The following is a 12,737-nucleotide window of genomic DNA, read 5'->3' as shown; positions in this document are numbered from 1 at the left end:
AGGGGGCCGCGTTCGGGACGTAAAGCGTGATTTGTGGCGCGACAAGGGCGCAAAGCTTCAACTGCTCCTGAAGCGCCGTAAATCATGCAGTCCCGAATGCGGCCCCCGGAACGGCCCCCACGGCACCCCCACGGGGTGGAGGCTCAGCCCACCAGACTCTCCCGCCAGGCATGGTGCAGACCCGCGTAGTGGCCCTCACCCGTCACGAGGTCCGAGGGCGAGCCGTCCTCGACCACGCGCCCCGACTCCATCACCAGGACCCTGTCCGCGACCTCGACCGTGGACAGCCGGTGGGCGATGACGACAGCCGTACGACCCGCCAGGACCGTGTCCATCGCCCGCTGCACCGCCCGCTCTCCCGGAACGTCCAGCGAGCTGGTGGCCTCGTCCAGGATCAGCACCGCAGGGTCCGCGAGCAGCGCCCTCGCGAAGGCGACCAGCTGGCGCTGGCCCGCCGAGATGCGGCCGCCCCTCTTGCGTACGTCCGTGTCGTACCCGTCCGGGAGGCCCTTGATGAAGTCGTGGGCCCCGATCGCGCGGGCCGCGTCCTCGATCTGCTCGCGGGTCGCGTCAGGGCGGCCGATCGCGATGTTCTCGGCGACCGTTCCCGAGAAGAGGAACGCCTCCTGGGTGACCATGACGATGCCCCGGCGCAGGTCCGGGGTGGTCAGGTCGCGGAGGTCCACCCCGTCCAGGCGCACCGCGCCGTCCGTGGGGTCGTAGAAGCGGGCGAGGAGCTTCGCCAGGGTGGACTTGCCCGCGCCCGTCGCCCCCACCACCGCCACCGTCTGGCCGGCGGGGATGGTCAGGTCGAAGGCGGGGAGGACCTCGCCGCCCGTGCGGTAGGCGAAGCGGACCTTGTCGAAGGTGACCTCGCGCCCCGGGGAGCCCGTGCGGGCGGGCAGGGTGGCGGGGGCCGTCGTCTCCGGCACTCCGGGCTCCTGGGCCAGGAGCCCCGCGATCTTGGCGAGGGACGCGGCCGCCGACTCGTACGAGTTGAGGAACATGCCGAGCCGGTCGATCGGGTCGTACAGGCGCCGCATGTACAGGACCGCAGCCGCCAGGACGCCCAGTTCGAGGGAGCCCGAGGCCACCCGGTAGGCGCCCCAGAGGCACATGCCGGCGACCGCCGTGTTGGCGACGAGCCGCGACCCCACGACGTAGCGGGCCATCTCGAGGAGCGCGTCGCCGTTGCTGCGCTCGTGCCGGTGGTTGAGCGCCGCGAACTCGGCGTTGTTGACCTGCTCCCGGCGGAACGCCCGCACCGGACGGATGCCGTTCATCGTCTCCGCGAACTTCACGATGACGCCGGCGATGGCCGTGGACCGCTCGGCGTACACCGCTCCGGCACGTCGCCGGTAGACGCGTACGAGGAAGGCGAGGGGCAGGAAGGACGCCACCGCCACGGCGCCGATGCCCAGGTCGAGGTAGAGGAGGATCGCGGAGATCGAGAGGAAGGAGAGGACGACGCCGATCAGTTCCTGCAATCCCTCCGAGAGGAGCTCCCGGAGGGATTCGACGTCGGTGGTGGAGCGGGAGATGAGCCGGCCCGAGGTGTACCGCTCGTGGAAGTCGACGCTCAGGATCTGCGAGTGGCGGAAGATGCGGCCGCGCAGGTCGAGAAGGACGTCCTGGTTGACGCGGGCCGCGCCGCGGACGAAGACGTACTGGAGGAGGCCCGAGAGCGCCGCGCAGAGGAGGTAGCCGAGGGCCACCGCGAGGACGGGTCCGTGGTCGCCCGCGCGGAAGGCGGGGACGCCCTCGTCGATGGCGTACGCGACGAGGAGGGGGCCGGCCTGGACCGCGCCCTCCTTGACGAGGAGCACCAGGGCGGCGACCGCGACCCGTACGCGGTGGGCCGAGAGGAGCGAGCGGAGCAGGACGCCCGTCGCTCCGGGGGGCGCCGGGAGGTCGTCGCGGTCGAAGGGGTCGCCGGTCTGCTGTGCCGTCTGTGCCGTCTGTTCCGTCTGTTCCGTCATCGGGGTCCGCCCTCGCCTTCGCCGGACATCAGCCAGGCGTACTCCTCGCTGCTCCGCAGCAGTTCGTGATGGGTGCCCACGGCCGCGATCCGGCCCCGGGAGAGCAGCGCCACCCGGTCGGCCAGCATCACCGTCGACGGGCGGTGGGCCACCACGAGTGCCGTGGTGTCCCGCAGGACCTCCCGCAGGGCCGCCTCCACGCGGGCCTCCGTGTGGACGTCGAGTGCGGACAGGGGATCGTCCAGGACCAGGAAGCGGGGGCGGCCGACGACCGCCCTCGCGAGGGCGAGCCGCTGGCGCTGTCCGCCGGACAGGCTCAGGCCCTGTTCACCGACCTGGGTCCCGGCGCCCTCGGGCAGCCGCTGGACGAAGCCGTCGGCCTGCGCCACGCCGAGGGCGCGGTGCAGTTCCGGCTCGCCCGCCGCACCGTCCGCGCCCATCAGCACGTTCTCCCCGACGCTGGCGGAGAAGAGGGTCGGCTCCTCGAAGGCCATCGACACCAGGGACCGCAGCCGGTCCCGCTCCATCAGGGCGATGTCCTCGCCGTCCAGGAGGATGCGGCCGCCCGACGCCTCGTGCAGCCTCGGTACGAGGGCGGTGAGCGTGGTCTTGCCGGAGCCGGTGCCGCCGACCAGGGCCAGGGTCTCGCCGGGGCGGATGTGCAGGTCGATGCCGTCCAGGACGGGCGCGGCGTCCGCCGGTGCGTCCGGGTAGCGGAAGGACACGCCTTCGAAGCGCACCCCGCCCGGGCCGCCGGCCGTCGTGGCCCGGCTGCCCCCGGTGGCCGGGGCGGTGTCCGGCTCCTCCTCGGCGTCCATCACCTCGAAGTACCGTTCCGTGGCGGTCGCCGCCTCCTGGCTCATCGCCAGCAGGAAGCCGATCGACTCCACCGGCCAGCGCAGCGCCATGGCCGTCGAAAGGAACGCGACGAGCGTGCCCGCCGACAGGTCGCCGTCCGCCACCTGGACCGTGCCGAGGACGAGGGCCGCACCGATGGCCAGCTCCGGTACGAAGGTGATGACCGCCCAGATCATCGCGAGCAGCCGGGCCTTGACGAGCTCGGTGCCGCGCAGTCGGCCGGAGAGCTCCCGGAAGGCCGTCGCCTGGCTGCGGTGGCGGCCGAAGCCCTTGACGATGCGGATGCCGAGGACGCTCTCCTCGACGACCGTCGTCAGATCGCCCACCTGGTCCTGGGCGCGGCGCGCGACCACCCCGTACCGGCCCTCGAAGATCGAGCAGACGATGACGAGCGGGATGACCGGGGCGAGGAGGACGAGTCCGAGGGACCAGTCCTGGGCGAGCAGCAGGACGTAACCCGCGAGGATCGTCACTGCGTTGACCAGCAGGAACGTCAGCGGGAAGGCCAGGAACATCCGGACCAGCATGAGGTCGGTCGTGCCGCGGGAGAGAAGCTGGCCCGAGGCCCACCGGTCGTGGAAGGCGATCGGGAGCCGCTGGAGCCTGCCGTACAGATCGGCCCGCATCCGCGCCTCCACCCCCGACAGGGGCCGGGCGACCAGCCACCGCCGGTATCCGAAGAGCACCGCCTCGGCGATGCCGAGCAGCAGGAGGTAGAGCGCCCCCAGCCACACGCCGCCCGGGTCCCGGTCCGCGACCGGGCCGTCGACCAGCCACTTCAGTACGAGCGGGATGACGAGCGACAGACAGGACGCGACGATCGCGACGAACGCGGCCGTGAACAACCGCGCCCGCACCGGCCGCACGTACGGCCAGAGGCGGAGCAGCGTCCGCACCGCGGAGCGGCCGTGGGCGTCGTGGTCGTCGGGGGAATCTGGGGAATCGGGGGCGGGGGGCTCTGGGGCGACAGGTTTCTCGGGCATCAGGCCCGACCATACGGTTCACCACTGACACGTCTCATCCTGTTTTCCGGTCGGGCGGAGGCACGCCGCGGACGCCGGTGAGTCGTACCGGCCATCAACCGATCGGTTGATGGCCGGTACGAGCGAGATGGCCGATACCCGTGCCGCGCCCCGGCCGACAGCCTTGGGGCATGACAGCGATCGAGGTGCAGGGACTGCACAAGACGTACGGCGGCCGGAAGGTCGTCGACGGGGTCTCCTTCGACGTCGGCGAGGGGGAGATCTTCGGGATCCTCGGCCCCAACGGCGCCGGCAAGACCACCACGGTGGAGTGCGTCGAGGGGCTGCGGACCCCCGACGAGGGGCGGGTGCGCGTCTGCGGGTACGACCCCGCGACCAGCCGCCGCGAGGTCGCCGCGGTCCTCGGGGTCCAGCTCCAGGAGAGCCAGCTCCAGCCCAAGCTGACCGTGCGTGAGGCGCTCGACCTGTACGCCTCCTTCTACGAGCGGCCCGCCGACCGGCACGCGCTCGCCGAGCGGCTCGGGCTGCTGCCCCACCTGGGGACCCGGTTCGGGAAGCTGTCGGGCGGACAGAGACAGCGGGTCTTCATCGCCCTCGCGCTCCTCGGCGACCCCCGGGTCGTGGTCCTCGACGAGCTCACCACCGGCCTCGACCCGCGGGCCCGCCGCGAGGCCTGGGAGCTCGTCGAATCGATCAGGGACAGCGGGGTGACCGTCCTGCTCGTCACCCACTTCATGGAGGAGGCGCAGCGCCTCTGCGACCGGATCGCCGTACTCGACCGGGGCCGGATCGCCGCGCTCGACACCCCGGAAGGGCTGATCGGGCGGTCCGCCGCCGCCAAGGAGATCTCCTTCGCCGCCGACACCCCGCTCGACCCGGCGGAGCTGCGGGCGCTGCCCGGGGCCGCCGCCGTCGCGACGAAGGACCGCCGGACGATCGTCAGCGGCACGGAGGAGACCGTCGCCGCCTTCGTCTCCCTCCTCGCCCGCCGGGGCGTCACGGCCGGGCAGCTCCGGGTCACCGACGCCACCCTCGACGACGCCTATCTCGACCTGACGGGAGCCGAACTCCGATGAGTACCACCAGCCCTGCCGTGGCCGTCCTGCGGACCGAGATCCGCCTCTTCACCCGCGAACCCGGCGCCTTGTTCTGGGTGATGGCCTCGCCGACCGTGCTGCTCGTGATCCTCGGTCTGATCCCTTCCTTCCGGGAGGCATCCGAGGACCTCGGCGGCCGTCGCGTCATCGACCTCTACGTCCCCGTCGCCGTTCTCTTCGCCCTGATCATGGCCGCGGTCCAGGCCATGCCCGCGGTCCTCGCCGGCTACCGCGAACGCGGCATCCTGCGCCGCATGTCCACCACCCCGGTCCGGCCCGCGACGCTGCTCACCGCCCAGATCGCGCTGTACGCCGCGGCCACCCTGGTCTCCGCGGTGCTGGTGATCACGGTGGGGCGGCTCGCCTTCGGCGTCGCCCTGCCGGGAAACCTCGCGGGATACGTCCTCGCCCTGCTCCTCACCGTGGCGGGCGGTCTGGCCCTCGGCGCCACCGTGTGCGCGGTCTCCCGGACCCAGAGCATCGCCTACGCCGTCGGCTCGGCCGTCGCCTTCCCCGCCATGTTCACGGCCGGGGTCTGGGTGCCGGTCCAGGCCATGCCGGATACCCTGCAGCGGATCGTCGGGCTCAGTCCGTTCGGCGCCGCCTCGGAGGCCCTCGACGCGGCCGCCTCGGGCGGCTGGCCCGGCTGGACGGCGCTCGGGGTGCTGGCTCTGTGGACGGCCGTGCTGACCGGCGCCTCGGTGCGCTGGTTCCGCTGGGAATGAGTGCGGAACGAGAGGGGGCGGCGGGATGCCCACCACCGTCGAGGAGCGCTGGCGCCAGTTCTTCCGCTGGGGGCCGTACGGACTGCTCGGCGTCGCCGCGGCGATCGCCGCCGCGTCGGCGGACGTGTTCATGGACCGTACGGAGAAGGTGACGGCCGGTGTTCTGACGGCGGCGGCGCTCCTCCTCCACGTGCTGTGGGACCAGCGCTGCCGCCGGGTGGTCGCGGCCACCGGGTGGGGGCCCGAGAGGTCCGACTGCGGACCCGTTCTCGTGCCGGGGGCGCCGGGGCCCGCCTCCGTCGTCCACTTCGTCCTCCGTACCGCCCTCGCCTTCGCGTTGACCTGGCTCAACCCGTTCTTCGCGATCTACGCCTGCGTCGGCTACTTCGACGCCACTCATCTGCTGCCCCGCCGTCTCGCCCACACCGGGCTCCTCGTCACCGCCGTCACCATGGCCGGCTCGCAGTCCGGCGGACTGCCGCCCGCCTCACTCATGCAGTGGGTCGCCTTCGGCGGACTCTTCGCCCTGAACGCCTGCCTCGCCATGGGCTTCTCGCACCTCGCCGCCAAGGACGCCGAGAAGGCCGCCGAGCGCGCCGCCACCATCGCCGAACTCGGCCGCGCCAACAGCCGCCTCGAACAGGCCCTCGCCGAGAACGCCACCCTCCAGGCCCAGCTGCTCCTCCAGGCCCGGGAGGCCGGGATCGCCGACGAGCGGCGGCGGCTCGCCGCCGAGATCCACGACACCATCGCCCAGGGCCTCACCGGGGTCATCACCCAGCTCCAGGCCGCGCACGCCACCCCCGGCCGGGAGCGCGCCGAGGCGCACCTCCGGCGGGCCGCCGACCTCGCCCGGCACAGCCTCGGCGAGGCCCGCCGCTCCGTGCGGAACCTGAGCCCGGCCGCGCTGGAGCACGACGCCCTTCCGGAGGCGCTGCGCAAGACGGTCGCCGAGTGGGCCGAACGCACCGGTGTCGAGACCCGGTTCACCGTGACCGGGGCCGAGGAGCCGCTCCACGACGAGGTCGCCGCCACGCTGCTGCGGATCGCCCAGGAGGCCCTGTCCAACGCGGCCCGTCACTCCGGGGCCGCCCGGGCCGGCGTCACGCTCTCCTACATGGGCGACGAGATCACCCTGGACGTACGGGACGACGGCCGGGGCTTCGACCCGCGGGCCCGGCCCGAACGCGGGGGCGACGGCGGAGGGTTCGGCCTCGACGGCATGCGGGCCCGCGCCGAGCGCCTCGCCGGCTCCGTCGCCGTGGAGACGGCCCCGGGCGAGGGCACGGCGATCTCCGCTCGCGTACCGTTGGGGGCGCCATGACCGATATCACCCTGCTGATCGTCGACGACCACCCCGTCGTACGGGACGGCCTGCGCGGCATGTTCGCCGCCGAGGGCTCCGCCTTCCGCGTCCTCGGCGAGGCCCCCGACGGCGTGCGGGGAGTCGAACTCGCCCTGGAACTCGACCCCGACGTCGTCCTCATGGACCTGCGCATGCCCGGCGGCGGAGGCGTCGACGCCATCGCCGAACTCACCCGGCGCGGCGCCCGCTCCCGTGTCCTCGTCCTCACCACCTACGACACGGACACCGACACCCTTCCGGCGATCGAGGCGGGTGCCACGGGCTACCTCCTCAAGGACGCGCCCCGGGAGGAGCTGTTCGCCGCGGTGCGGGCCGCCGCCGAGGGCCGCACGGTCCTCTCCCCGGCCGTCGCCTCCCGCCTGGTCTCGGCGGTCCGCGCCCCCGTCGTCACCGACCGCGTGCTGTCCGCCCGCGAGGCCGAGATCCTCGCGCTCGTCGCGAAGGGCACGGCGAACCGGGCGATCGCGGCGGAGCTCTTCATCAGCGAGGCCACCGTGAAGACCCACCTCACCCACATCTACGCCAAGCTGCTCGTGAACGACCGCGCGTCCGCGGTCGCCGCCGGTTACGACCGGGGAATCCTCGGACGCGGCTGAGCGGCCCCTCACGCCCGTACCCGCAGCAGCACCATCGACCTGGCCCCCACCGTGATCGTCCCGCCGCCCGCGTGTTCCGTGCCCGGGGGCGTCGACTGGTCCTCGCGGCCCGTGTCCACGACCAGTTCGTACGTCTCCGCCCACGGGGGGCCCGGCAGGCGGAACTCCAGGGGGCGGGGGCCCGCGTGGAGGACGGCGAGGAAGCTGTCGTCGGTGATCTGCTCGCCGCGCTCGTCCCGGCCCGGTATGTCGCGGCCCGACAGATAGAGACCGAGCGTGGCCGTGGGCGCGTACCAGTCGGGTTCCGTCATCTCGGCGCCCTCCGCGGTGAACCAGGCCAGGTCCCGCAGCCCGTCCGCGCCCTGGGGGCGGCCGGAGAAGAAGGCGCGGCGGCGCAGGACCGGGTGGTCGTGGCGGAGGGCGAGCAGCCGGCGCGTCAGGGCGAGGAGCTGGGCCCGGCCGGGGGAGTCCGGGAGGGACCAGTCGAGCCAGCCGGTGGCGTTGTCCTGGCAGTAGGCGTTGTTGTTGCCGCCCTGGGTGCGGCCCATCTCGTCGCCGGCGACGAGCATCGGGACGCCGGTGGAGAGGAGCAGGGTGGTGAGGAGGTTGCGCTGCTGGCGGAGCCGGAGGGTGTTGACGCCGGGGTCGTCGGTCTCGCCCTCCACCCCGCAGTTCCAGGAGCGGTTGTCGTGGGTGCCGTCGCGGTTGCCCTCGCCGTTGGCCTCGTTGTGCTTGCGCTCGTACGTGACGAGGTCCCGCAGGGTGAAGCCGTCGTGCGCGGTGACGAAGTTGACGGAGGCGTACGGCCGGCGCCCGCCCCAGGCGTACAGGTCGCTGGAGCCGGAGAGGCGGTAGCCGAGGTCCCGGACGTCGGGCAGCGCGCCGCGCCAGAAGTCCCGTACGGCGTCCCGGTAGCGGTCGTTCCACTCGGTCCACAGCGGCGGGAAGGCGCCCACCTGGTAGCCGCCGTTGCCCACGTCCCACGGTTCGGCGATGAGTTTGACCCGGCGGAGCACCGGGTCCTGGGCGATGACCGCGAGGAACGGGGAGAGCATGTCGACGTCGTGCATCGAACGGGCCAGGGCGGCCGCCAGGTCGAAGCGGAAGCCGTCGACGCCCATCTCCGTGACCCAGTACCGGAGGCTGTCGGTGATGAGCCGCAGCACCTGCGGCTGCACGACGTGCAGGGTGTTGCCGCAGCCGGTGTAGTCCGAGTAGCGGCGGGCGTCGGACTGGAGCCGGTAGTAGCCGCGGTTGTCGATGCCCTTCAGGGAGAGCGTGGGGCCGAGCTCGCCCGCCTCCGCCGTGTGGTTGTAGACGACGTCGAGGATGACCTCGATGCCGGCCGCGTGCAGCGCCCGCACCATCCGCTTGAACTCGCCGACCTGCTGGCCGGTCGTCCCCGAGGAGGAGTAGCCGGCGTGCGGGGCGAAGTAGCCGATGGAGTTGTAGCCCCAGTGGTTGCGCAGGCCCCGCCGGAGGAGATGGTCCTCGTGCGCGAACTGGTGCACCGGCAGCAGCTCCACCGCCGTCACCCCGAGGCGTACGAGGTGCTCGACGGCCGCCGGGTGCGCCAGACCCGCGTACGTGCCCCGCAGATGCTCCGGGATGCCCGGGTGGAGGTTGGTGAAGCCCTTCACGTGCAGCTCGTAGATGACCGAGTCCTGCCAGGGCGTCTTGGGCCTGCGGTCGTCGGACCAGTCGTCGTCGTCCTGGACGACGACCCCCTTCGGGACGTACGGCGCCGAGTCCCGCTCGTCGCGGACGGTGTCGGCCACGTGCTGCTGCGGCCAGTCCCGGACGTGTCCGTAGACCTCGGGCGGCAGCGTGAAGTCGCCGTCGACGGCCCGCGCGTACGGGTCGAGGAGCAGCTTCGCCGGGTTCCAGCGGGCCCCCGTCCACGGGTCCCAGCGGCCGTGCACCCGGTAGCCGTACCGCTGTCCGGCCCCGATCCCCGGCACGAACCCGTGCCAGATCTCATGTGTCAGCTCCGTCAGCGGCAGCCGCTGCTCCGTGCCGTCCGGGTCGAAGAGGCACAGCTCGACGGCCTCCGCCCCGCCGGCCCACAGGGCGAAGTTGGTGCCGGTCACCCCGTCGGGGCCGACCCGGCAGCGGGCGCCGAGCGGCATCGGCGCGCCCGGCCACACGGGCGGCCCGGCCCGCTCCGGGGCATGGTCAGGTACCGCCTCCTGCTCGGCTGCGCTCGTCACCGTCCCGGCCTCCAGCGGCTCGTCGGGCCCGCACGCCGGGGAGCGGCGGCGTCCCGGCCGCCGCTCCCGCGCGTCGTTCTCCCCCTGTTCTGCCCGAACGGCCCGGCTCCCAACATGACCCGCACGCACGTTTCCCCTGGAGGGTGGCTGTCGTTGGGCCGAGCGTGACACTTGTATGGAAGCGGGCGAGGTACGCCCTCGCGGTGGCGGGACTGTTGGCGGGCCTCGTGGGCTGCACGGCGCCGGACGGTGAAGGCGGGATCGACATCAGCCTGCCGGGCAAGGCACGGGCCCCCGGTGACGTCATCCGGGTCAGCCCGGAGGACGGCAGCCGGGGCTTGCCGGCCGAGGGCCCGGTCGAGGTGAAGGTGGACAGCGGGCGACTCGAACGGGTGACCGTCGTCCAGGTGGAGGACGGCAGACGGACCCAGGTGGCCGGGGAGATCTCCGGCGACGGGCTGCGCTGGCGGCCCCGGCCGGAGACCCGGCTCGCGCTGGCCGCGAAGTACAGCGTGGACGCGGTCGCGCTCGACGCGCACGGCCGCCGCTCCGCCCGGCACACCACCTTCACCACCGTGGTGCCCGAGAGCCGCTTCATCGGCTACTTCAAGCCGGAGAACCGTTCCACTGTCGGCACCGGCATGATCGTTTCCTTCGGCTTCAACATGCCGATCGAGAACCGGGCGGAGGTCGAGCGGGCCATCCGGATCACCTCCGTGCCGCCGGTGGAGGTCGTCGGCCACTGGTTCGGCAAGGAGCGACTCGACTTCCGCCCCGCCGCGTACTGGCGGCCGGGCACCGAGGTCACCGTCGAACTCGGCCTGCGGGACGTCGAGGGAGCTCCCGGCGTGTACGGCATCCAGCGCAAGACCGTCGGTTTCACCGTCGGCCGCTCCCAGGTGTCCCTGGTCGACGCGGCCGCCCACACCATGGAGGTCAGGCGGGACGGCGACGTCCTCGCCACCGTGCCGATCACCGCGGGGGCGCCGAAGACCACCACGTACAACGGGAAGATGGTCGTCACCGAGCTGTACGACGTGACCCGGATGAACGGGGCCACGGTCGGTTTCGGCGGCGAGTACGACATCAAGGACGTGCCGCACGCCATCCGTCTCACCGACTCGGGCACCTTCCTGCACGGCAACTACTGGGCCGATCCGAGCACCTTCGGCTCCGCCAACGTCAGTCACGGCTGCGTCGGGCTCCGGGACGACAAGGGCGGCAGCGCGGAGTCCCCGGCGGGCTGGTTCTTCGAGCGGACCCTCATCGGCGACGTGGTGGAAGTGGTCAACTCCCGTGACCGAAAGGTCGCTCCCGACAACGGCCTCGGAGGCTGGAACATGGAGTGGAACCGGTGGAAGGCCGGCTCCGCCCTGAGCTGACGCCCTCGTCCCCCTCGTACCGCCCGGCACTTTCGGCCTCTTTCGTTGTCTTAGCAGGTCGATCGGGACGGAACGGTGACATTCACGAGGATCTTTCGTGTCCTGCGGTGTGATTATCTAGCGCCGTGTGCGCGAGTGAATGCGCACGGGGGTGGGGCCGGGCGGTGCCGGGCCGTGCGAGGGGAGAAGACCACAGTGAACGGGCAGCCGATATCGGGGGCATCGGTCGGAGCGGCCGGGCGGCGAGGCCGACGCGGGGGCGTCAGGCTGCAGGCCCTGGCGGCGGGAGCGCTGCTTCTGGTGCTCACCGCCTGCGGCGGCGGTGAGACGGCGAACGGCGGCGGTACGGGGGGCCAGGGACCGGCCGCCCAGGGCGGCGGCAAGCAGGAGAACGCGGCCTCCCAGGCGGTCGTGACCATCCTTCCGAAGGACGGCGCCGACTCGGTCGCCACCAGCGGGGTCCTCAAGGTCACCGCGGCGCAGGGCAAGCTGACCACGGTCACGGTCGCCGACTCCAAGGGCACCGCGGTCGAGGGCAAGATCGCGGGGGACGGGGCCAGCTGGTCGCCGACCGCGCACCTGGCCGCGGCCACGCAGTACAAGGTCCACGCGATCGCGAAGGACGCCGAGGGCCGTGAGTCGGCGAAGGACACCACCTTCACCACCCTCGTCCCGAAGAACACCTTCATCGGCCAGTACACGCCGGAGGACGGTTCGACCGTCGGCGTCGGCATGCCGGTGTCCATCAACTTCACCCGGGGCATCACCGACCCGGAGGCCGTCGAGAAGGCCATCAAGGTGACGGCCGAGCCGTCCGTGCCGATCGAGGGCCACTGGTTCGGCAACGACCGCCTCGACTTCCGCCCGGAGGACTACTGGGCCGCGGGCACCAAGGTGACCGTGCACCTCAACCTGGACGGCGTCGAGGGCCGCCCGGGCGTCTACGGCAAGCAGAAGAAGACGATCACCTTCACCATCGGCCGCCGTCAGGTCTCCACCGTCGACGCGAGCGCCAAGACGATGAAGATCGAGCGCGACGGCAAGATCATCAAGACGATCCCGATCACCGCGGGCGCGCCGTCCACGACCACGTACAACGGTCAGATGGTCATCAGCGAGAAGTACAAGGTGACCCGCATGAACGGGGCCACGGTCGGCTTCGGTGGCGAGTACGACATCAAGGACGTGCCGCACGCGATGCGCCTGTCCACCTCGGGCACCTTCGTGCACGGCAACTACTGGGCCTCGGCCGGCACGTTCGGCTCCGCCAACGTCAGCCACGGCTGCGTCGGCCTCCAGGACGCCCGGGGCGCGGGCAACAGCTCGATGCCGGCCGCCTGGTTCTACGACCGCTCGATCATCGGTGACGTGGTCGTCGTGAAGAACTCGAAGGACAAGCAGATCCAGCCGGAGAACGGCCTCAACGGCTGGAACATGGACTGGTCGGAGTGGATCAAGTAATCCACCGCTCAAACGTCCGAGGGGCCCGGTGCTGTGAGCAACAGCACCGGGCCCCTCGGCGTTAACGGACACTAACCTTC

General features: G+C 72.2%; 9 protein-coding genes. 6 read left to right on the top strand and 3 right to left on the bottom strand.

What is annotated here, in order from left to right; translation table 11 throughout:
• Positions 1-143: 143 nt before the first annotated feature.
• The gene (locus tag E0F75_RS15930; RefSeq protein ID WP_187623168.1) at positions 144-1,979 is read right to left on the bottom strand and encodes an ABC transporter ATP-binding protein; all 1,836 of its coding nucleotides are present in this window, start codon (positions 1,977-1,979) and stop codon (positions 144-146) included.
• Complete coding sequence (locus tag E0F75_RS15925; protein ID WP_194480916.1) at positions 1,976-3,820, bottom strand: ABC transporter ATP-binding protein; 1,845 nt, start codon at positions 3,818-3,820, stop codon at positions 1,976-1,978. Before E0F75_RS15925 ends, E0F75_RS15930 begins: the two co-directional genes overlap by 4 nt.
• Positions 3,821-3,990: 170 nt before the next feature.
• Here E0F75_RS15925 and E0F75_RS15920 point away from each other — a divergent pair, with 170 nt between their 5' ends.
• The 4 genes from E0F75_RS15920 to E0F75_RS15905 are packed head-to-tail and all read left to right on the top strand — an operon-like array spanning position 3,991 to position 7,604.
• Positions 3,991-4,896 (top strand): ABC transporter ATP-binding protein, encoded by a 906-nt coding sequence (locus E0F75_RS15920; RefSeq protein WP_187623167.1) that lies wholly within the window; start codon positions 3,991-3,993, stop codon positions 4,894-4,896.
• On the top strand, positions 4,893-5,642 hold the full coding sequence (locus E0F75_RS15915) for an ABC transporter permease (protein WP_187623166.1): 750 nt from the start codon (positions 4,893-4,895) through the stop codon (positions 5,640-5,642). The genes E0F75_RS15920 and E0F75_RS15915 overlap by 4 nt, the downstream gene beginning before the upstream one ends.
• A gap of 25 nt (positions 5,643-5,667) precedes the next feature.
• Positions 5,668-6,966, top strand: a complete 1,299-nt coding sequence (locus tag E0F75_RS15910) for a sensor histidine kinase (RefSeq protein ID WP_187623165.1) — start codon at positions 5,668-5,670, stop codon at positions 6,964-6,966.
• Positions 6,963-7,604 carry a response regulator transcription factor gene (locus E0F75_RS15905; protein WP_187623164.1) on the top strand — a complete coding sequence of 214 codons (642 nt, stop codon included), beginning with the start codon at positions 6,963-6,965 and terminating at the stop codon, positions 7,602-7,604. The genes E0F75_RS15910 and E0F75_RS15905 overlap by 4 nt, the downstream gene beginning before the upstream one ends.
• A gap of 8 nt (positions 7,605-7,612) precedes the next feature.
• Here E0F75_RS15905 and glgX read toward each other — a convergent pair whose 3' ends face one another.
• Positions 7,613-9,814 (bottom strand): glycogen debranching protein GlgX, encoded by a 2,202-nt coding sequence (glgX, locus tag E0F75_RS15900; protein WP_187623163.1) that lies wholly within the window; start codon positions 9,812-9,814, stop codon positions 7,613-7,615.
• A gap of 143 nt (positions 9,815-9,957) precedes the next feature.
• Between glgX and E0F75_RS15895 the strand changes: the two genes are divergently transcribed.
• Complete coding sequence (locus E0F75_RS15895) at positions 9,958-11,196, top strand: Ig-like domain-containing protein (RefSeq protein ID WP_187623162.1); 1,239 nt, start codon at positions 9,958-9,960, stop codon at positions 11,194-11,196.
• Positions 11,197-11,391: 195 nt separating this feature from the next.
• Positions 11,392-12,657, top strand: a complete 1,266-nt coding sequence (locus E0F75_RS15890) for an Ig-like domain-containing protein (RefSeq protein ID WP_187623161.1) — start codon at positions 11,392-11,394, stop codon at positions 12,655-12,657.
• The last annotated feature ends 80 nt before the right edge of the window (positions 12,658-12,737 follow it).

The sequence above is a fragment of the Streptomyces sp. CB02980 genome, from assembly GCF_014451325.2.
Classification (GTDB): domain Bacteria; phylum Actinomycetota; class Actinomycetes; order Streptomycetales; family Streptomycetaceae; genus Streptomyces.
Note: the sequence above shows the minus strand (reverse complement) of the source record. Positions and strands in the feature narration are given on the sequence as shown.

Bases quoted from the DNA above. Each gene is read 5' to 3' on its own strand.
- E0F75_RS15930 (WP_187623168.1), bottom strand. From the start codon at position 1,979: ATGACGGAACAGACGGAACAGACGGCACAGACGGCACAGCAGACCGGC.
- E0F75_RS15925 (WP_194480916.1), bottom strand. From the start codon at position 3,820: ATGCCCGAGAAACCTGTCGCCCCAGAGCCCCCCGCCCCCGATTCCCCA.
- E0F75_RS15920 (WP_187623167.1), top strand. From the start codon at position 3,991: ATGACAGCGATCGAGGTGCAGGGACTGCACAAGACGTACGGCGGCCGG.
- E0F75_RS15915 (WP_187623166.1), top strand. From the start codon at position 4,893: ATGAGTACCACCAGCCCTGCCGTGGCCGTCCTGCGGACCGAGATCCGC.
- E0F75_RS15910 (WP_187623165.1), top strand. From the start codon at position 5,668: ATGCCCACCACCGTCGAGGAGCGCTGGCGCCAGTTCTTCCGCTGGGGG.
- E0F75_RS15905 (WP_187623164.1), top strand. From the start codon at position 6,963: ATGACCGATATCACCCTGCTGATCGTCGACGACCACCCCGTCGTACGG.